Genomic DNA, 20593 nt, shown 5'->3' with positions numbered 1-20593 from the left:
TATCTTGCACTATTCTATTATAATCTTAATAACTTATCCTTGAAAATATCTCTAAGGAATTGAGGCATTAAATAATCAATTGATTTACCTTTTAATATTGGAAAATATCGACCAAAGGTATACATATCAACTGTTCCTAGCGTATATGTCTTATCATCAATCACTTCTTCACCATTAACAAAGAAGCGATTGTCTGACTGAATATAGCCACAATTATATAATATATAACCACCAAAAATATCGCCTCTAAAGCCTAAGCCCTGCGCATGTTCATGCATATATTCTTGCTTTTGACTTTTGATAATGACTTTTTTAAGTTCAGCACCTGTTAGACGTACACGCACTAAATTAATCGGATGCGGCAACATTTTATGAATGTCGTATTCTGTTAGTCGATCTGCTTCAACGCCTTTTACGATAAGCCCTGCATTAATGATCGTACAATCTGTATTCGTGAATTCGAATACACTTTCTGCTAATAAATACGTCGTTTTAGTAATCACATCGGTTTTACTACTTAAATTGATAGGATGATCAATCACTGGCTCACTCATAAGCGCTTTCCCTTCAGACTCATAATCCGTGTCAACTAAAGGCAACGTTTCAACTGGATAAATCATGGCTTCTTTATTAACAACCTTTTTATTTTCAATAGTTAAATTAACTTCACCTAAGTAATATCCATATTTTCCGGCAGCAGCCATAAGTACACCATTGTTCATTTCACCTTTATCAAAATGATGATGTGTGTGACTACCTAAAATGACATCAATTTCCGGAATCTCTTGGCATAACTTTTCATCAAAGAATATGCCAACATGACTCATCACAATAAGTACATCGTAATTACCTTGTTGATTGGCAATTTCATCTTTAATCGCTTCTAACGGATCTGTAACAATCCAATCAAGTGCGCGATAAAATGGCGTAAACGCTGCTGTAGCCGCCACGAATAAAATACGAACACCTTCAATGTCTTTAATACACGACGATGCTATATTATGTGGTAAATGCCCTTCCTCATCAATAACATTGGTGCAAATCACGTCAAACTCCGCGTTGTTGTATAACTGATTTAACGCTTCATGTGAAATCGTCATTCCTTCATTATTACCAATTGTCGCAATATCGCAATGTGCCTCGTTAAGCAACTCGACATTCTTACGCCCTATCGTTGCTTGAGTCACCGGTGCCGATAAATCTACATGGTCGCCTATATCTAAATAGAGTGAGGGATGTTGAAGTTGAGGGCTATGTTCTGCCATATAAGATGTAATACGTGCATATTCGTTTAAATGACTATGAATATCGTTCGTGTGAAAAATGGTTAACTTCACTTAAATTCCCCCTATTTTTATTTAAAGAAAAGATTTAATAATTAAGTACACACCCATTATCAACATCACCGTACGCAAAAGTGTGACAACCGTTTCAGATTTAATTGAGTGATTGACACGCACACCAATTTGAGCACCAATATAACTTGAAATAATGAGGACGATAGAATAAGACCACGCAACATGACCTTGTATGATATGCCCTATGGAACTCATTACACTTGAAAAGAAGATCATCATCATACTTGTACCTACTGCAACATGAGGTGGAAATCTAAAGACGATTAACATGAGTGGCGTCATTAATGCGCCACCACCAATACCAAATAAACCAGTTAATATACCGATAAATAGCGTCGCAACAAATGCAAATAAAGGCGGTACACTGTAATGATACGTCTTGCCTTCAGAATCAATATACGTTTTACGATATTTCTCTTTATCAAAGATTTTAAACGGTTTGATTTTATGTCTTACCATTAAAATAATAGAGACAATAATCATGAAAATACCAAAATATAAATTGAATGATTCTAAAGTGAGGTACCTACTTAAAAATGACCCTAGCAACGAACCTGGTAGTAAACCAAATAAAAAAATAGAGCCATTCTTGATGTCCACTTGCTTCGTCTTTAAATAGCCTAGTGATGAAGATAAACCTGTGACGATTAAAATCACAGATGATGTTCCTATTGCTATTTGCGGTGTTATACCATGTAATATATCGTGCGTCACGCCTAAATAAACCAGTGTTGGAACGATGATAATACCTCCACCAATGCCTACTAATGACCCTAAAATAGCAGAGAAAAGACCGATAAGCACTAATAAAATAATTGTCACTAACATTATATTTCGCCTCTTAGAATAATTTTAATTGTTGGGGAGCTAAACCTGTGTATTCAATGTCTAAAATATCTTGATATGTTTTAGCATTTTGAGCAGCATGGCCACCTGAATTATTATTGAATACGACATAAACTTTTTTGGCTTTTTGTTCTAAAATCCTAACTTTATTAGCTAAATCGGTAAGCTCTTCCTTATTGTAATTATATAAATATCGCACATCACGCCACTCTTGATCTGTCATATCTTTTTTAGTCCATCCTTGTCTGTTCCTTCCATGATAACGGACGAACGCTGTTTCAGTAGTAATACGGTTAACGAGTGGTACAGATCCTTCTCTTACTTGTGGTTCATCAACAACTGAATGGATTATATGGTGTTCCATTAAAAATGAGAGCGTTTGCTCTTTAAATTGTTCGTTAAACCATGATTGATGACGAAATTCAACACAAATCGGTATATCTGATAATTGCTGACGAACGTATAAGATATACTTGATGTTCTGTGCCGTACAATCAAACCAAGGTGGAAATTGAACTAGTACCATAGCTAATTTATGATGGTCAATGAGTGGTTGTAACATACGCTTAAATTGCGCAAATAATTCACTTCTTGTTTCTGCATAATCTTTATAATCTGCATGCAATGTGAGCGCTTGATGAATTTTCACAACAAATTCAAAGCGATCAGGTGTTTCTTTAATCCATTTCATGATATTTCGTTCAGGTTGGATGGCATAATATGATGCATCAAGTTCAACAATAGGAAAGTGACTTGCATACGTTTGTAACTTGTCCGACTGTCGTTCCAAATCTTCATATAACGTATCATGATCGCCCCATCCAGTAAGACCTATATTAATCATTTTTATCACCAGGTATATGATACCATATTCAATTTTAAGATATCACTTGTTCTATCCCATCTTTACATTATCTTATTATTTTTTGAAAATGCGGCCCACTTCAGCTCACATTGTTTTTATAAATCCATACTATTGCACAGCCTTCAATAACGCCTCAATTTGTTCGACAAGATTATCCATGAATTGATCTACATGTTGCGCTGTAGCTAAACGTGGCGATTGACCACTCCACATATGTGTCCATTCACGTTTACCATTGGAAGCCGCAGTCTTTCTAATTGCATTGGTTAATTGATTTTGAACTGGATACGGTGGTAGAACACCTTCATATTGCGACAGTTTTGCCACAAATTCATTATGGATGCCACGCGCAAATTTACCACTAAAGACGTCCGTAACAACAGTGTCCGTTTCCTTACTATGTAGCACCGCTTGTTTCACTAAATCATTCGCACCACTTTCCACTGTAGTTAAAAACGCTGTCCCCATCTGAACGCCTTGCGCTCCTAGTACTTGACTCGCTAATACGCCACGACCGTCCATGATACCGCCTGCAGCAACAACTAGTATCGTCACTTGATCAACAATTTGAGGAATTAAACTCATTGTGCCAATTAGTGGTGTTGATTGCTGTTTACTTGGTAAAAATGACCCCCTATGGCCACCTGCTTCACTACCTTGCGCAACCACTATATCCATGCCTGCCTGTTCGTTTTCTATTGCTTCATCAACAGATGTTGCCGTACCTATTAAAGTGACTTGAGCATCTTTCAGTTGTTTAATGATATCTTGTGATGGTATACCAAAGGTAAAGCAACACACTGGTATTTTCTTTTTAATAATCATGTGAATTGCCTGGTTAAATTGTTGTGCTTCTGAGATATTAATGACAGGTTCTTCAAGATTTAAAGCCTTACGGTAAGGTTTTAGCCAAGCATTCATACGCTCAACTTGTTCATTGGTATACGTATGTTGCCCTGGTACAAATAAGTTTACGCCAAATGGTTGCGTTGTTAACGATCGAACTTGTTCTATTTCTTGTTCTAACTTTTCAGTTGTAAAGTAGCCTGCACCAATACATCCTAATCCACCTTTATTACTAACAGATGCCACAAGTTCTGGTGTTGTACTACCAGCCATACCTGCTTGAATAATGGGATATTGAATATTTAAAGATTGCGTTAGTCGATTGTTATACCACATTTAAAATCACCTTTTCTTTATTTTATGGTAATTACTATGCTTTTTTCACTTAAATAATTATTCAAAGTATTCCCTACTCCCATTTTCAGTAAACTTTGCTTGATAATTATCTAATTATTATTTTTTAAATCGAAATCAAAAACAAAAATTGCCATAAGCACAAAATCATTGGTCGAAATACTAGACCAGGAAATTTACCTCTTTTATTCCATAACACTACGTCAATAATGAAATAAATAACAATTAAAAAGGCCGAGATTAAAAACATAAAGCCTCCAAACCCTAACAAATTATCAGTAGTTTTGGTCAATTCTTGCGACATCATCCATTCCTTATTATGTATAAATCTTACTTTAGCTGACCAAGCAACTATTAGAAAAGCGGCTCCAATTGAACCTGACCATGCGATTATATTAGCCGATTGCAATTCGTCTTTCATTTCTTTCATTTCTTGCTTAGTAACTTTGTTAGTTTTACCGTTACCAGTTTTCACAAATTCTAATTTTGTTTTGAATGGCCGTTTTACCAAATAATGACTTGATAAATAACACACCAATAAAAAAGGAAGAAGTGTTACAACAAAAACCAAGTTGTAAGTATGAATATCTTCCCCTGTGAAATGTATTAACAATTCAAGTAATGATGAATAAATTAAAAATATTCCTAAATACCAAATCTTCTTTTTCTTTTGAATCTGCCTTAGACTGATCATTGCTATAAAGATTAAGCCAATTGAACCTAAAAATATAGCAAGATATTCAATAATGATAATCAAAGAATACCAATTCGCATAAAAGTCAAACATTGTAGAATCCTCTCAAAACATGTATTTTGTTAAATCAATTACTTTTTTAATATTATATATAAATATATCATCATAATAATAAACAATTAATATAAATAAGTGTTAACTATTTTGAGATATAAAAAAGCACCAAAGCATTCACTTAGTTAGAACACTTTGGTACTTATGATTGTTATTAAGAAAAAGTTGGTAATATAGGTTAAATTAACCGATAGAGCCTTCCATTTCGAATTTGATTAAACGGTTCATTTCTACTGCATATTCCATTGGTAATTCTTTTGTGAATGGTTCAATAAAGCCCATAACGATCATTTCTGTCGCTTCTTCTTCAGAAATACCACGGCTCATTAAGTAGAATAATTGTTCTTCTGATACTTTAGAAACTTTCGCTTCGTGTTCTAATGAAATATTGTCATTAAATACTTCATTGTATGGAATTGTATCTGAAGTAGATTCGTTATCTAAAATTAACGTATCACATTCAATGTTAGAACGTGCACCTTTCGCTTTACGTCCGAAGTGAACGATACCACGATAGATTACTTTACCACCATTTTTAGAAATTGATTTAGATACGATTGTTGAAGATGTGTTAGGTGCTTTGTGAATCATTTTAGCACCAGCATCTTGTACTTGACCTTTACCAGCAAAGGCGATAGATAATGTACTACCTTTCGCACCTTCACCTAAAAGAACACAGTTTGGATATTTCATAGTTAACTTAGAACCTAAGTTACCATCTACCCATTCCATGTTACCATTCTCATGCACAAATGTACGTTTAGTAACTAAGTTATAAACGTTGTTTGCCCAGTTTTGAATTGTTGTGTAACGTACGTGTGCATCTTTGTGAACGATGATTTCTACTACTGCTGAGTGTAGTGAACTTGTAGTATAAACTGGTGCAGTACAACCTTCAACGTAGTTCACTGATGCACCTTCATCAGCAATAATTAATGTACGTTCGAATTGACCCATGTTCTCTGAGTTAATTCGGAAGTATGCTTGTAATGGTGTATCTAATTTAACATTCTTAGGTACATAGATGAATGAACCACCTGACCATACAGCTGAGTTTAATGCTGCGAATTTGTTATCAGCTGCTGGAATAACAGAAGCAAAGTATTCTTTGAATAGTTCTTCGTTTTCACGTAAAGCACTATCTGTATCTTTAAAGATGATACCTTTTTCTTCTAATTCTTTTTCCATGTTGTGATATACAACTTCTGATTCATATTGTGCAGAAACACCTGCTAAATATTTTTGTTCGGCTTCTGGAATACCTAATTTATCAAATGTACGTTTAATTTCTTCAGGCACTTCGTCCCATGAACGTTCTGTATGCTCTGAAGGTTTGACGTAGTATGTGATGTCATCAAAGTTTAATTCTGATAAATCGCCACCCCATTGAGGCATTGGCATTTTATAGAATAATTTTAAAGCTTTTAATCTGAAGTCAAGCATCCATTCAGGCTCTTCCTTCATTTTTGAAATTTCTCTAACGATATTTTCAGTTAAACCACGTTCTGATCTGAAAATGGAAACATCCTCATCGTGGAAACCATATTTGTAATCTCCAACATCAGGTGCTTTTTTAGCCATTTCAATCACTCCTTAAATATATTTAAAACGACGTGCGCGAGATTTTTAATATTCATTATTGTCTATTGTCATTGTAACAATATGCAACCTTCATAAAAAGTCAAACGTGTAAAAAGTTAAGGTTAAGCTTTAAATAAGATAATAAAGTCTTACATAAAACTGGCCGATTATTCTTCAGTCGAACCTTCTGCTTTACCTTCTTTTTCAACTGTTCCTTTTTCAAGTGCTTTCCAGGCTAATGTTGCACACTTGATGCGAGCTGGGAATTGAGATACACCTTGAAGTGCTTCAATGTCTCCCATATCTTCAGTGATTTCATAATCTTCACCAAGCATCATCTTAGTAAATTCTTGACTCATTTGCATCGCTTCACCTAGTGAATGACCTTTCACCGCTTCAGTCATCATAGATGCACTAGACATTGAAATAGAACAACCTTCTCCTTCGAATTTAGCATCGTTAATGATGCCATTTTCAATATCAAACGTTAATCGAATGCGGTCACCACAAGTAGGATTGTTCATATCTACAGTCATTGAGCCATTATCTAAAACACCTTTATTTCTAGGATTCTTATAATGATCCATAATTACAGATCGATAAAGTTGATCTAAATTATTAAAATTCATAAGAGAAAAACTCCTTCGTTTGTTTCAATGCTTCAACAAGTTGGTCTACATCTTCTTTAGTATTGTAAACATAGAAGCTTGCACGCGCAGTAGATGATACGTTCAACCATTTCATTAATGGTTGTGCACAATGGTGTCCAGCTCTTACAGCAACACCTTCAGTATCTACTGCAGTAGCAACATCGTGTGGATGAATATCAGCTAAGTTAAATGTGATAACACCGGCACGACGATCTTTAGGCGGACCGTATATTTCAAGTCCTTCAATCGATGACATTTGTTCATAAGCATATTCTGTTAATGCTTTTTCATGTTCATGAATAGCATCGAAGCCTATATTCTCAATGTAGCGAATTGCTTCTCCTAAGCCAATAGCTTGAGCAATGATTGGTGTACCTGCTTCAAATTTAGTAGGTAAATCTGCCCATGTAGCGTCATATTTGCTTACAAAGTCAATCATATCCCCACCAAATTCAATTGGTTCCATGTCTTTTAATAAGTCACGTTTACCGTATAATACACCAATACCAGTAGGTCCTAACATTTTATGGCCACTGAAACTGAAGAAATCAGCGTCTAAATCTTGAACGTCTATGTTCATGTGTGGCGCAGATTGTGCACCATCGACACTTATAATCGCACCGTGTTCATGCGCGATTTTAGCGATTTCTTTGACGTCATTAATCGTACCTAGAACATTAGATACATGTGCTATGGCTACGATTTTAGTGTTGTCATTAATTGTTGCCTTAACATCCTCAATATTTAATTCACCCTCTTCTGTCATTGGAATGAATTTTAATGAGGCATTTTTGCGTTTAGCTAATTGTTGCCATGGAACAATATTGGCATGATGTTCCATTTCAGTAACAACAATTTCGTCGCCTTCTTCAATATTGGCATCTCCATAACTACGCGCAACAATATTAATTGAGGCAGTTGTTCCTCTTGTAAAGATGACTTCTTCAAAGTATTTAGCGTTAATGAAACGTCTTACAGTTTCACGAGCACCTTCGTATCCATCAGTAGCTAGTGAACCAAGTGTATGCACACCACGGTGTACATTGGAATTGTATCGTTTGTAGTAATCGTCTAATACGTTTAATACTTGAACTGGCGTTTGGCTTGTAGCTGTTGAATCAAGGTACGCTAATCTTTTTCCATTAACTTTTTGATCTAATATTGGAAAATCTTTAATAATTTCCTCAACATTTAATGAAGTTTCGGCCACTTTATTTCACGACCTTTCTTATATTAAAAATCTCTTTGGGATTGATAAGTTTATTTATTAACTTTAAGTTCGATAACTTCTCTTAATTGACGTTTAACATCTTCAATTGGTAATTCACGCACTACAGGGTCTAAGAAACCATGAATCACTAATCGTTCTGCTTCTTTTTGAGAAATACCACGACTCATTAAATAGTAAAGTTGTTCAGGGTCAACACGACCTACTGAAGCTGCGTGTCCTGCTTCTACATCATCTTCATCAATTAATAAGATTGGGTTAGCGTCACCTCTAGCATTCTCAGAAAGCATTAAGACACGTGACTCTTGGTTAGCGATAGATTTCGTACCACCATGTTTAATGTAACCAATACCATTAAATACAGATGATGCATTCTCACGCATTACACCATGTTTTAAGATATAACCGTTCGTTTCTTTACCATATTGAACAATTTTAGACGTTAAGTTGATTTTTTGGTCGCCTGTACCAACAACAACGGATTTAAGTTCACTTGTTGAACGATCACCAATTAAATTAGTTGTATTATCAATGATTTGACTACCTTCATTCATCAAACCTAATGCCCAATTAATTGATGCATCTGCAGCAGTTGTACCACGGCGGATGATGTGACCAGTAAAGCCTTTGTCTAAATAGTCAACTGAACCATACGTAATATTAGAGTTTGCACCTGCAATGACTTCAGAAATGATGTTGAGTTGGTTACCTTCACCACTTGCAGTTGATAAATAGTTCTCAACGTAAGTCACTTCAGCACTTTCTTCAGTAACTATAATCACATGATTGAAGAAGCTAGCATTCTCATCATCATGTAACACAACATATTGGATAGGATCTTTAACAACGACATTCTTAGGTACATAAACAAACACGCCACCATTAATTAAAGCCGTATGCAATGCAGTTAAACGATGTTCATCAACTGTAACTGCATCTGTTATTAAATATTTTTGTACTAAATCTCCATGATTAACTAATGCTTCAGATAAGCCTTCAATAATCACGCCATTATCTTGTGTTTCTTGTGATACTTGCGTATAAGCTAAAGCATTATTATGTTGTACGACTAAATTTTTAGTGTTTTCAACGTCAATAATGTTTTTAATCGCATCTGGAAGCTCTGATAAATCATTGAACGTTTGTCCTTCGACTTTATGTTGTTTAAATGAATCAAAGTCCCATTTTCTTAATTTCGTTTTATCTGGTTTTGGCATTTCTAAAGTTTCTGTTAATTTCAACGCTTTTTGACGTAACTCAGTCATCCAAGAAGGTTCATTGTGCGCTTTAGAATAATCAACAAGTTGTTCTTCAGAAATGTTTAAAGTTTCGGTTGTCATAACTCTCTTTTCCTCCTACTTGATGAAAAATTTTAGCGACTGTAACACCATCGAAATAATAACTTTATTTATATGTTCGATGTCTCAGTCTCACATATTCAATCGTCATTATTAATGCAACTATTTACATTAATAATCTGCATCTAGTTTCATCATTTAAAAACAAACGACTGCTAGATTATTCTTTAGCACCAAATTCTTCTTTAACCCACTCATAGCCTTCTTCTTCAAGACGTTTAGCTAATTCAGGGCCGCCTGATTTAACTACTTTACCACCGTACATAACATGCACTTTGTCAGGTGTGATGTAGTTTAATAAACGTTGATAGTGTGTAATCATTAATGCACCAAATTCTTCACCGCGCATTTCGTTAATACCTTTAGATACAACTTTCAATGCGTCGATATCTAAACCTGAATCGATTTCATCAAGAATAGCGAATTTAGGTTCTAACATCATTAATTGTAAGATTTCGTTACGTTTTTTCTCACCGCCAGAGAAACCTTCGTTTAAGTAACGTTGAGCCATATCTTTATCAATATCTAAGAAATCCATTTCTTTATCTAATTTCTTGATAAATTGCATTAAGTTAATTTCTTGTCCTTCTTCACGTTTCGCGTTAATCGCTGAACGCATGAAGTCAGCATTCGTTACACCAGTGATTTCTGATGGATATTGCATTGCTAAAAACAGACCAGCTTTAGCTCTTTCATCAACTTCTAATTCTAAAATATTAACACCGTCAAGTAACACTTCACCTTGCGTTACTTCGTATGATGGATGTCCCATAATCGCTGATGATAACGTTGATTTACCCGTACCATTTGGCCCCATAATTGCATGTATTTCGCCTGTATTAATAGTTAAATTAACACCTTTTAAAATTTCTTTATCTTCAATAGACACATGTAGGTCTTTAATTTCTAATGTTGATGACATTTATATTCCCTCCGTAAATATAAAGTTTTCTTAACTAGTTTATAATAATTTTAATTTGTAGTCAAAAAGACTTTGTGTACTTTAATACACTTCATTATAACGCAAATAGCCCTTAATATAAACTTATTAAAACTCTAAATTATAGTGATTATTTATCTAAAATAATTTTTATCTAGGACTCAATTTTTTCTTGCAACTGATAATCAAAGGCTTACAGTTCTCAATAGAAATAATTTAGACACAAACTCCGTTCATTTAGTGCAATATTTATAAAAATTATAATATTACAATCTTAATATTTTATTATTCTTCAAAAGTCTGTTATCATGCTATTTAACCTATTTCGAAAGGAGACGTTCATGCAAAATTTCAAATGGATTAATATATTAAAAGGGTTCGGTATGGGAACAACCGATTTAGTTCCTGGAATTAGTGGAGGTACTATCGCGTTATTATTAGGCATATATGATGGCTTTATTTCTTCAATAAGTGGTATATTCTCCAAGCGATTTTGGCCTAGCTTAAAGTTTTTACTTCCTATATTAATTGGTATGGCTTTAGCCATTGGCATATTAAGTAACTTAATCAATTATTTATTAGAACATCATCAAGTGGTTACCATGTTCTTCTTTACAGGATTAATCATTGGTATTATCCCTTACTTATTAAGAACAGCAAAATTTAATAAAACATTTACAACAAAACATTACGGCATTATGTTAGTAGGTATCATTATTTTAGTAGTGATAACATTAATGAATTCTGGTAATCAAAGCGCTGATACATCACTAGATTTATCATTTGGTCTTATTATTAAATATTTCTTAGCTGGTGCGTGTGCTTCAAGTGCAATGTTATTACCTGGTATTTCTGGATCATTCATGCTACTTGTATTTGGTACTTATGGAACAATTATGTTAGCCATTGCTGATTTAGTTAAATTAAACTTCGATGGCCTTCCAATATTAATCGTTGTAGGTTTAGGTGTATTAGCAGGATTTTTATTATCTAGTCGTATCATTAAATACTTCTTGCATCATCACTTCTATACCACATTCGCATTAATAACTGGATTCGTTATTGGTTCCGTCTATGCCGTTTTCCCAGGTCTTCCTCAAACTGGTGTTGAGTGGACACTTTCAATCATCACATTAATCGTCGGTTTTGCCGGCAGTTATTGGCTCGGCCAAATTACAGGTGAGAATGTGTAATCAATAGTATTAAAAAATAATCGCCAACGATAGTCATCATCGTTGGCGATTTGTCTGATTATAAAGAAAAAATCCCATTAATAAATTAATGGGATAAACACGACATAAAGTCTTGTTTTAGTAGATTCTGTAATTTTAGGTATAAGTACAAGTTAGCTAAACTTGTTCCTTACGTTTATTATATTTCTACCTTAGCATGTTAGCCAACTACTATTTTAATTAAAATTAACTATTTCTTCATTCTTCCCCAAATAATTGATTTCAATATTATGGATTATTTGAAAGTAACAATGGATCGGCGTAATTATAGAGATAATCACTTAAATCAAATAATTTGAAAGTAATAGTACTTAATAATTACTATTTAAAATAGTTGTGACTGAAGTACTAGCGTATTAAAACTTCAATCTTGCGGTGTAGCATCAATGCATCGTTCACTTACACCTAAAATCACAGAGTACTAAAACTAACCACATTGGTTTAACCGTTCCTGCACTGTTTCACTTATACCTAAAATTACAGAGTACTAAAACACCTAAGTCTGAAAAGTCCGCAGGCGTTTTGTTTCACTTATACCTAAAATTACAGAGTACTAAAACGCATGATTACGCTCCATTTTCTTTTTGTATGTTTCACTTATACCTAAAATTACAGAGTACTAAAACAATAGAACCGGCAGTAATGGCATCAGCGATGTTTCACTTATACCTAAAATTACAGAGTACTAAAACAACAACATCTATATATTCACATCTTCTTGAGTTTCACTTATACCTAAAATTACAGAGTACTAAAACAGATGTTGTAAGTGGCGAAGATACACCAACGTTTCACTTATACCTAAAATTACAGAGTACTAAAACCTACATTTGAGTAGAGAGCATGTTTTAATTGTTTCACTTATACCTAAAATTACAGAGTACTAAAACAAAAGAAGTGCAACGTGTTACTAGTCACGTGTTTCACTTATACCTAAAATTACAGAGTACTAAAACACCGTATCGCTCCATACACCAAACTTGAATGTTTCACTTATACCTAAAATTACAGAGTACTAAAACTACTCGATGTTTTAATTGTAGATATGGCAGTTTCACTTATACCTAAAATTACAGAGTACTAAAACATTACAGAGTACTAAAACCTCTAGCAATATAAAATCGCTAAAAGAATTAGTTTATAAAAAGGTATCTCAGTGAACAAGTTAGCTAAACTCATTCACTAAGATAATAATAGATTATTATGTTAATTATAGCAAAGTAATTAATTCAACGATTGTTGATTTAAATATTTATTGATGCTTTTAGGCAGTAATTCATTTTTAATTTTCAATTCAAATTTGTGATTACAATGTTGCATATATGAAACGCCAACATATATATCAATAGCACTAAATAACATAATTTGTGCTATTTGATAATTAGATATTACGGGATTTAATTCTAATTTATCTTGATAAATTAAAATGAATCGGTTCAAACTTTCTTCCAGTTCGCTCTTATCAAAATTAAGTGGCGCATTCCACTCTAATTCTTCCAGAAATTCAGATGTGTTTTTTTGCTTACCATCTCTTATATAGTTATTGTATTTCCATTCTTCGGATAGAAAATGTAATGATCCTGTTAATACAATTATGTTTGCATCGAGCGTTAACAACAATTCTTTCAATTTAATTTGTTCTTTAGGACTTAAATTTGCTTCAGGATATAAGTAAATCAATAATAAATGATTATTGTATAGCTTGTTTAATTCATCAACGATTAAAGGTAGCACTTGCTCTATTCTGTTTACTAATTTTGTATAATCCTTCTTCATTTCATATTCAAAGCTTAATAACTTAATGAAATATTTAATATCTAAAGTCTTTATTTGTAAAGGTAATTCATTGTAATTAATCATCTCTAGTAAATCATTTAGAAGTTGATTAATAGAATTTAAATATCCTGAACTTTCAATGTGATTAGCAAAATCTCTTTGAAGTTTCTTATTCAAAATAGATGCGGCGCCTAATGAATGCTCAAGTTCTATTTTGTTATTATCAATAATAAAACTCTCATACTCAAGATTAGAAATTAGTTCATGATTAGTACATTCTATAATAGAAACTTCATTCTTATTTGAATTTCTCTTTTTAAAATATTGACCAATAAGTTCAAGTATGTCCTCTTCAATGGTTTCAAATTCATTATAGATAGCAGTGTATTGGCCAATATTCAGATTCACTGTAGGTACTGCTTCAGATTTTATTTGCCATATGATATGTTCCATATTTTCTCTTATCAAAAAATAATAGTTCTATTATCACCTAATAGTTCTATATTATGATTTTCTTCTCCTAAAAGTATTTGCATATGTTGATATTGCTTTTCAGTTATCATGAGTGCCCTGACATGACCTTCTTGAGGTAGAAAAGTATTTACTTTTTTTATAGTTTGGTTTGCCGCATCTTTATTTATGACACTCTTGATATAAATTGAGTATTGCATCATTAAAAATCCATCCTCAATGAGTTGCTTTCTAAATTTACTATAAATTCTTCTTTGTTTCTTAGTTTCAACTGGTAGATCAAACATTAATAGTACTCTCATAAATCTATAACTCATAAAATGAATATTTACTCAAACTAGGAAACTTTAATGATTTAATATCACCGTCTTTAAAATACTCAATTATAGATTGCACCATGATATCAATAGCTCGAATAACCGTTTGCATTTTTCCATCAATTTCAACACGTGCATGTAATAGATTAATTATTTTTAATCTATACGCTTTCGTTAAATAGTCTTCAGGAGGATGTTTCAATAAGAACAAATCAACTAGCGCCCTAAATGGTTCAATTAAATCTGATGCTAAGTTAAAATGATTTCTCCCTCCAATATGGTGGATGCCAATTGCTGGTATTAAGCCTTTTGCGACTATCGTTCTAGCTATTGCAGCATTCAAAATAGTGTACCCATAATTTAAAACCGCATTCTCTATAAGCGCATCATTATCTCTTGTAAAATCTTTAAAGAAACTATTAAAATAGTATTTTGCAGCTTGACCCTCAATATTATTCCGATCGTATATCAATACTGACTGCTTTAACTCTGTCATTTTTTGAATTCGCACAGTATCAATGTGCATATACTTCATACATTCAATTTGATTTTGAATTTTTTGCTTTACAATTGATTGCCACAATTCACTTTTACGAGCTACATCCCATTTTAATTGCGCTTTCATTTGCGTATATTGATTAAAATGACCTGATATCGGTTGTAAAGTGCATTCTGGCAAATGCTTTTGATTGCAAAAGATAACTAAAATATTATAATCCGAGAGTTCTACTAATAATCTGGATGTTAATGTAACAGTTAAATCTTCAATAACTAACGCAAAAATATCAGCTAAAGGAATCTTAGTTTCTAGATCGCCTTTTTTGATTTTCAAGCTATTTAAATTAAGTGACATGTGATTAACTTCTGTTATATACACAATTCTCCAACTCATAGCTTAGATTCCTTTTTTTAATATTAATTGTGGCTTTTCGGCGCAAGATTGATAATATTTATTTCCTAGAACGTCAGTAGATAATTTTCTAATACTATTCACTTTTTTACCTATTGTTATCCTTAATCTTCCACTACCCTTGACGCCATTAATCTCACAATACTCTTTATAATTTATTTTAGGAAAATTGAGTTCTATAATATTTCTCTTATCTTCATTAACCCCAATAATTGTATATACCTTACCATCTAGTTCAATCAAATCATTATAATAAAAACTTCCAATAAATTTAGCTTTAGCATCGATACCTTTATTTAACTTTAATTTCTCATATTTGGCTTCAGGAATATAATAATAATTATCTTTTTTAAGTACATCCAAATATGTAATGCTAACGAATTTATAACCTTTATCAGTCAGATACACATCAAAACGATACGACTTAAATGATAATTTCACAAGTTTGTTTCTCGAATTGCTATATTGATTAGTAACATCTAAATGATTTCCAACCTTTTTACCAAACATCTTAATCGATTTAACAATTGGTCCATTATTTTTCTTGCTATATTTAGTTAAATAGTCTCCTGTTTCTTCGTGATATTTAGCCAATGGATTTTTCTCATTAGCGTATTGCTTCATAATCACTTCTAGTTTTTCAAACGTTTTTGGATCATTTTGGTACATTAAGAATTTTTCAGGATTCTTTTTAAAATGTTTTTTTAAATCTGTATTATCTTTACTATAAATATTCTTAATCGGCGAGATGATATATAAGTCATCATCTTTTACCCTTGTTGAATATAGTGTGTCATTGATCAATCGTCTATTTGGTTTCTTATCCACTCTATGCGAATATTTAAAATCTCTAAATTCTTTAATTTCTTTTACTTGCTGTGGAATGACAAATAAATCTTGGTATTCTTCATCACTATCAACTTCAATTTTAGTTTCTATCTCTTTACGTTCTGGTTGTTCTAAAACCTTATTTGCTGCTTTTAACTTTTTACTTTCTTTAAATAAGAAATCAGCGTTAGCGATAATTAGCGCATCTTCAGCATGATGCTTATAACCATGGTTACGTTCTTTCTTGAATTCCCATACTTTTCTTAAATGATTTGTAAAGCTACCATTGATTGTTTTCACTTTAACATCCATATCATTAGCGCTGAAATATGCTTTTAAATAATTGGTTAATTCTCTTGTAGCGTATCGCGTATCAACTAAGTTTCGATTAATAAATTCTTTTTGTACCTCAAATTTATTTATATCTCGTTCTTCTAGTAAGTAGTCTTTTTTCTTCTTCGAAATTCTATCTTTTGATTTACTAAGATTTAACACGTGCTGTTTAAACTGATTATAGGATAGTTTCGCTTCTCCTGAATTTAAGTATTGGTATGGTGTACGGTTACCTTTTTTACTATTTTCTGTTTGCTTAACGAGAACTTTATTTTGATATGAATTATCAAATGATACAGATCTAGGAATAATATGGTCTACTTCATAATGATTAGGATTATTTAATAAGTCTTCCAACGGTATACTCTCAAGAGAATACAGACATTTGCCCTCTTGTTCATCATGAAGTCTAATCTTTTCAACTAATCGCTTCGCATTTTGATTACCTGTTTTTCCGATAATCTCGTTTATTCTCTGTCTTGTTTTTTCATTTTTCTTTTGTAATTCATTAATAAATTTTTGTTTATCTTTTGTATTATTCTCTCTCGCCAACTCAATTATAATATCTTTAGGAGCACCATATTTTTCTATTACTTTATTGATAACATTGATTGCTTGACCAAACGTTCTTTTCACTACTGGAGATAGTATAAACTCATCAATCATATCTTTAGGTATTTTATTTGCTTTCTTTAAGTCAATTTTTCGAGGTTTAATATTTAAATATGCAAAGATTTCCATTTGATTTCTAGGAGTATGCCATAATTCCTCTAATACTAAATTTATACATTTTAAAGAAAGTCGGTGTGTACCGTTATAACCAGCTAAGTTAGAAATACTTTCCTTATCTATTTCATTAATTGGTTCAGCTAATTGCTCTAATTCTTTTTTAATGCTCTCTTTATCTTGGTAGATAGTTATAATTTCAGCAATTTGATCTAATAACTGAATATTTTCCAATATACTTTGGTCTTTTAGAGATTTTTTTAAATCGTGATACAGTCTAAATTCAGTAAAGTTTTCTTTACCGGACTTAGTTATTCTATAACCTTTTATATCTTCTGGTTTTACACCTATTTCATTAGCAATTTGTTTTAAAGTAGGTTTTTTCTTTTGTTTAAACACATTTTCAATGATGTGGTATTTTTCATGATATTCTAATTTATTTAGCCCATCTCTTTGAATTACTAAGTTATTTAAATCATTTAATGCATTAAATAAATCAGCAGAGTATGCATACTTAACGCTTCTTAATTCTTCAGGAAAATATGTACAACGGCCCATCAAATGTTCATACCATTTCTTTAAATCAGCACCCCATCCGTAAGGACTACCTTCACCTGGACCTTCATAATATTCTCTTCTTGTCTCCACTAATTCAACATACTTATCAATAAAACTATTATCCAAATGATGCGTTTCTTTTTGTGTTTCTAAAATTTGTTTTATTTCTTTAACAATATCTGCCGTCTTAAATCTATTTTTCTCGCCTCTAACTTTACCTTCATTGTATCTTTCAAGTAAAAGTTCACATACGAATTTATCTTTCAATAAATGATTATTTTTTGATAACTGCTCTTTAGTAGAAAGTTCGTTAGATGCATCCTCTTCTTGATCTATAACATCTATATTATGTATACCGCGTCTTTTAGCTAAATGTAATAATGCGATTGCTAATTCATCTCTCGTTAATTTTTCTCGTAACCCTCTCACTCTTATTTCATAAGGGTTTGTTGATTGAGGCATGACATCAATAGAATCGAGTAGCTTATAATCTTTTAATAATTGTTTAACACGCTCTAATCTATGGATTCTTCGTCTTTTTAACCTTCTAGCGCCTCTTTTACTTCTACGTCCTTCATTATTTTCTACATTAGCTTCAGGGAATAACCTCACTCCGGCATCAATAATTGATTTGTCATTGTAATTTATAATGCCATATCCAACTGAAGTTATACCTATATCTAATCCTAAAATATAATCTGTTTTCACTTTAAATCACCCACCCCTATTTTATAATTTGATTATAATTTAAAACAAAATGCGTTGTAATACTTTTTAACTAGATTTTTAAATATTTTTTTATTTTCTTAAAGTTTTATTACAAAATAATAGTGTCCCTATTCATAAAGTTCCCTATACTAATGACAAAGACAAGCGATGTATTGAATCACAAATGATTCTATAAACTTTCCCTTAGACATGCGTCGCAACAAAAGTTGCTTGGATATGAAAAAAAGCGCAAGTGCTAAGCACTTGCGCTTCGTATTATAAACAAATTATTTATTATCGTTGTTACCTTTTACTTTATCGATAACATCGTTTGCTTTTTCTTTAACGTTTTCAACAACTTCTTTAGCTTTACCAGAAGCTTTGTCGCTTTGACCTTCTTTTTCTAAATCTTTATTGTCAGTAGCATTACCAACAGTTTCTTTTAAGTTACCTTTTGCTTGTTCAAATTTATCTTCAGCCATTTGAGATTCCTCCTTGATAGTCTGTATATCTTGTATAGTAATAAATACCACACAATAACATGTTTAAACATCGTATTCGTAAAAATTTAATTTTTTCATTTTACATATGCGTTCAACTATAATGATAATGAAATAAATCAATTTAAGGAGTGGTTATAATGAAATTCATTAATTTTACTGCAATGACTGAAAGCGGCCTCACTAAAAAGGTAAATCGTTTCTTAGAAGAAAATCCATATATTGAAGTTATAAAATTTGACTATACAATGGGATCTGGCGGACAAGGTGTCGGCATACTGTATAAAGATAGAAAATCTTTCTAAATTAAAGGAGTGGACAGAATTCTTTTAAAATTCGTCGTAACCCCAACTTGCTTAGCTGGTAAAATCACTTTCGTGATTTTTTGTGTTGGGGCCCCGACTCCTAGCTTGCTTTACTTGAAGCATTTCTTAATGAAATTCTCTTTGCTAGGGCTCCGCGCCCTCAAGGTTGACTAGAACTGAAAAAGTTTAATTTAAGCGCTTTTCTAGTTCAGTCAGCTACTATGAATTTGCAAAATAGCATCATTATATTATTGATGACCTAGCCTCTATGCTTACTTTGCTGGTACAACTGCACCTTTGTATTTATCTTTAATGAAGTCTTGAATCTCTTTAGATTGTAATACTTCCATTAAAGCTTTGATTTTTTCATCATCTTTATGTCCTTTTTGAACTGCAATTAAGTTTGCGTATGGGTTATTGTTTGCTTTTTCAACAGCAATTGAATCTTTTTGTGGACTTAATCCTTGATCAATTGCATAGTTAGAGTTGATGATTGCAGCATCTACATCTTCGTTTTGATAGATTTTTGGAAGATATTCTGCTGATTGTTTACTGTTAAATTTAATGTCTTTTTTGTTTTCAGTGATATCTTCGAATTTAGCATCTTCGATTTTTACACCTTTTTTGATTTTAATTAATCCTTCATCAACAAAGAATTTTAAGAAACGACCTTGCTCTGCTGGGTTGTTTGAAACATATACTGTTGCACCTTTAGGAAGGTCTTTTAAACTTTTATATTTTTTAGAGTAAACAGCCATTGGTTCTAAGTGAACTTTACCTGCATCTTCAATTTTGTACCCTTTTTCTTTACTTTCAGTTTTTAAGTAAGGTACGTGTTGGAAATAGTTCGCGTCTAGTTCACCTTTATCTAACAATTTGTTTGGTGTTGTGTAATCGTTAATCGTTTTAATTTCTAGATCATAGCCTTTCTCTTTAAGTAAAGGTTTCGCTTTTTCTAGAATTTCAGCGTGTGGTGCTGGAGATGCACCTACAACGATTTTCTTATCTTTGTCCCCACTACCATTGCCACAAGCTGCTAAAACGACAGTTAATGTTAGTACTAAAATTAAGCTTAAAAGTTTTTTCATTGAATCA

The 20593-nt window shown here is 32.3% G+C and carries 18 protein-coding genes and 1 CRISPR repeat array; of the genes, 2 read left to right on the top strand and 16 right to left on the bottom strand.

The features are described 5' to 3' along the window. Positions 1 to 17: 17 nt before the first annotated feature. The 10 genes from JVV30_RS02245 to sufC form a co-directional block, all read right to left on the bottom strand. Positions 18 to 1337 carry a metallophosphoesterase gene (locus tag JVV30_RS02245; RefSeq protein WP_204193272.1) on the bottom strand — a complete coding sequence of 440 codons (1320 nt, stop codon included), beginning with the start codon at positions 1335 to 1337 and terminating at the stop codon, positions 18 to 20. 21 nt (positions 1338 to 1358) lie between these two features. Continuing rightward, the gene (locus JVV30_RS02240) at positions 1359 to 2186 is read right to left on the bottom strand and encodes a sulfite exporter TauE/SafE family protein (protein ID WP_070855133.1); all 828 of its coding nucleotides are present in this window, start codon (positions 2184 to 2186) and stop codon (positions 1359 to 1361) included. A gap of 13 nt (positions 2187 to 2199) precedes the next feature. Then, positions 2200 to 3048 (bottom strand): DUF72 domain-containing protein, encoded by an 849-nt coding sequence (locus JVV30_RS02235; RefSeq protein ID WP_053029831.1) that lies wholly within the window; start codon positions 3046 to 3048, stop codon positions 2200 to 2202. Positions 3049 to 3177: 129 nt separating this feature from the next. Continuing rightward, the gene (locus JVV30_RS02230) at positions 3178 to 4251 is read right to left on the bottom strand and encodes an NAD(P)H-dependent flavin oxidoreductase (RefSeq protein ID WP_070855135.1); all 1074 of its coding nucleotides are present in this window, start codon (positions 4249 to 4251) and stop codon (positions 3178 to 3180) included. A gap of 124 nt (positions 4252 to 4375) precedes the next feature. Then, positions 4376 to 5056, bottom strand: a complete 681-nt coding sequence (locus JVV30_RS02225; RefSeq protein WP_070855136.1) for a hypothetical protein — start codon at positions 5054 to 5056, stop codon at positions 4376 to 4378. A 204-nt stretch (positions 5057 to 5260) separates the two neighbouring features. Further along, positions 5261 to 6658: a Fe-S cluster assembly protein SufB gene (gene sufB, locus JVV30_RS02220; protein ID WP_053029835.1), complete on the bottom strand. Its 1398-nt coding sequence runs from the start codon at positions 6656 to 6658 to the stop codon at positions 5261 to 5263. Positions 6659 to 6825: 167 nt separating this feature from the next. Continuing rightward, positions 6826 to 7287, bottom strand: a complete 462-nt coding sequence (gene sufU / locus JVV30_RS02215; protein WP_053029837.1) for a Fe-S cluster assembly sulfur transfer protein SufU — start codon at positions 7285 to 7287, stop codon at positions 6826 to 6828. After that, positions 7277 to 8518 (bottom strand): SufS family cysteine desulfurase, encoded by a 1242-nt coding sequence (locus tag JVV30_RS02210; protein WP_204193269.1) that lies wholly within the window; start codon positions 8516 to 8518, stop codon positions 7277 to 7279. The genes sufU and JVV30_RS02210 overlap by 11 nt, the downstream gene beginning before the upstream one ends. Before the next feature lie 50 nt (positions 8519 to 8568). Continuing rightward, entirely contained in the window at positions 8569 to 9876 is a 1308-nt protein-coding gene (sufD, locus tag JVV30_RS02205; RefSeq protein WP_204193266.1) for a Fe-S cluster assembly protein SufD, read from the bottom strand. A gap of 178 nt (positions 9877 to 10054) precedes the next feature. Next, positions 10055 to 10816 carry a Fe-S cluster assembly ATPase SufC gene (sufC, locus tag JVV30_RS02200; protein ID WP_011276304.1) on the bottom strand — a complete coding sequence of 254 codons (762 nt, stop codon included), beginning with the start codon at positions 10814 to 10816 and terminating at the stop codon, positions 10055 to 10057. A 359-nt stretch (positions 10817 to 11175) separates the two neighbouring features. On the opposite strand from sufC, the gene popT reads away from it, so the two are divergent. Beyond that, positions 11176 to 12027, top strand: a complete 852-nt coding sequence (gene popT / locus JVV30_RS02195) for a polyprenyl-phosphate transporter PopT (protein WP_204193263.1) — start codon at positions 11176 to 11178, stop codon at positions 12025 to 12027. 431 nt (positions 12028 to 12458) lie between these two features. Further along, positions 12459 to 13153: a CRISPR direct-repeat array (repeat unit 36 nt; unit sequence GTTTCACTTATACCTAAAATTACAGAGTACTAAAAC). Between the two features lie 137 nt (positions 13154 to 13290). Here the strand turns inward: popT and JVV30_RS02190 are convergent. The 5 genes from JVV30_RS02190 to JVV30_RS02170 form a co-directional block, all read right to left on the bottom strand. Next, positions 13291 to 14295, bottom strand: coding sequence for a hypothetical protein (locus tag JVV30_RS02190; RefSeq protein ID WP_204193261.1), 1005 nt, complete (start codon positions 14293 to 14295; stop codon positions 13291 to 13293). Between the two features lie 11 nt (positions 14296 to 14306). Then, a complete protein-coding gene (gene cas2, locus JVV30_RS02185) occupies positions 14307 to 14615 on the bottom strand; it encodes a CRISPR-associated endonuclease Cas2 (RefSeq protein WP_193839594.1) in 309 nt (102 codons plus the stop codon). 4 nt (positions 14616 to 14619) lie between these two features. Then, positions 14620 to 15522 carry a type II CRISPR-associated endonuclease Cas1 gene (cas1, locus tag JVV30_RS02180; protein ID WP_070855140.1) on the bottom strand — a complete coding sequence of 301 codons (903 nt, stop codon included), beginning with the start codon at positions 15520 to 15522 and terminating at the stop codon, positions 14620 to 14622. A 3-nt stretch (positions 15523 to 15525) separates the two neighbouring features. After that, entirely contained in the window at positions 15526 to 18693 is a 3168-nt protein-coding gene (cas9, locus tag JVV30_RS13465) for a type II CRISPR RNA-guided endonuclease Cas9 (RefSeq protein WP_204193258.1), read from the bottom strand. A gap of 287 nt (positions 18694 to 18980) precedes the next feature. Beyond that, positions 18981 to 19175 (bottom strand): CsbD family protein, encoded by a 195-nt coding sequence (locus JVV30_RS02170; RefSeq protein WP_053029845.1) that lies wholly within the window; start codon positions 19173 to 19175, stop codon positions 18981 to 18983. Positions 19176 to 19333: 158 nt separating this feature from the next. Here JVV30_RS02170 and JVV30_RS02165 point away from each other — a divergent pair, with 158 nt between their 5' ends. Then, a complete protein-coding gene (locus JVV30_RS02165; protein WP_016931019.1) occupies positions 19334 to 19498 on the top strand; it encodes a hypothetical protein in 165 nt (54 codons plus the stop codon). Between the two features lie 272 nt (positions 19499 to 19770). On the opposite strand, the gene JVV30_RS02160 is transcribed toward JVV30_RS02165, so the two are convergent. Next, positions 19771 to 20586: a MetQ/NlpA family ABC transporter substrate-binding protein gene (locus JVV30_RS02160; protein ID WP_053029847.1), complete on the bottom strand. Its 816-nt coding sequence runs from the start codon at positions 20584 to 20586 to the stop codon at positions 19771 to 19773. Positions 20587 to 20593 lie beyond the last annotated feature (7 nt).

This window comes from Staphylococcus sp. GDY8P47P (genome assembly GCF_016892225.1).
In the GTDB taxonomy this organism is placed as follows: Bacteria; Bacillota; Bacilli; order Staphylococcales; family Staphylococcaceae; genus Staphylococcus; species Staphylococcus borealis.
Note: the sequence above shows the minus strand (reverse complement) of the source record. Positions and strands in the feature narration are given on the sequence as shown.

Coding starts and splice junctions, on each gene's coding strand:
- JVV30_RS02240 (WP_070855133.1), bottom strand. CDS start 2,186: ATGTTAGTGACAATTATTTTATTAGTGCTTATCGGTCTTTTCTCTGCT.
- JVV30_RS02235 (WP_053029831.1), bottom strand. CDS start 3,048: ATGATTAATATAGGTCTTACTGGATGGGGCGATCATGATACGTTATAT.
- JVV30_RS02230 (WP_070855135.1), bottom strand. CDS start 4,251: ATGTGGTATAACAATCGACTAACGCAATCTTTAAATATTCAATATCCC.
- JVV30_RS02225 (WP_070855136.1), bottom strand. CDS start 5,056: ATGTTTGACTTTTATGCGAATTGGTATTCTTTGATTATCATTATTGAA.
- sufB (WP_053029835.1), bottom strand. CDS start 6,658: ATGGCTAAAAAAGCACCTGATGTTGGAGATTACAAATATGGTTTCCAC.
- sufU (WP_053029837.1), bottom strand. CDS start 7,287: ATGAATTTTAATAATTTAGATCAACTTTATCGATCTGTAATTATGGAT.
- sufD (WP_204193266.1), bottom strand. CDS start 9,876: ATGACAACCGAAACTTTAAACATTTCTGAAGAACAACTTGTTGATTAT.
- sufC (WP_011276304.1), bottom strand. CDS start 10,816: ATGTCATCAACATTAGAAATTAAAGACCTACATGTGTCTATTGAAGAT.
- popT (WP_204193263.1), top strand. CDS start 11,176: ATGCAAAATTTCAAATGGATTAATATATTAAAAGGGTTCGGTATGGGA.
- JVV30_RS02190 (WP_204193261.1), bottom strand. CDS start 14,295: ATGGAACATATCATATGGCAAATAAAATCTGAAGCAGTACCTACAGTG.
- cas2 (WP_193839594.1), bottom strand. CDS start 14,615: ATGAGAGTACTATTAATGTTTGATCTACCAGTTGAAACTAAGAAACAA.
- cas1 (WP_070855140.1), bottom strand. CDS start 15,522: ATGAGTTGGAGAATTGTGTATATAACAGAAGTTAATCACATGTCACTT.
- JVV30_RS02170 (WP_053029845.1), bottom strand. CDS start 19,175: ATGGCTGAAGATAAATTTGAACAAGCAAAAGGTAACTTAAAAGAAACT.
- JVV30_RS02165 (WP_016931019.1), top strand. CDS start 19,334: ATGAAATTCATTAATTTTACTGCAATGACTGAAAGCGGCCTCACTAAA.
- JVV30_RS02160 (WP_053029847.1), bottom strand. CDS start 20,586: ATGAAAAAACTTTTAAGCTTAATTTTAGTACTAACATTAACTGTCGTT.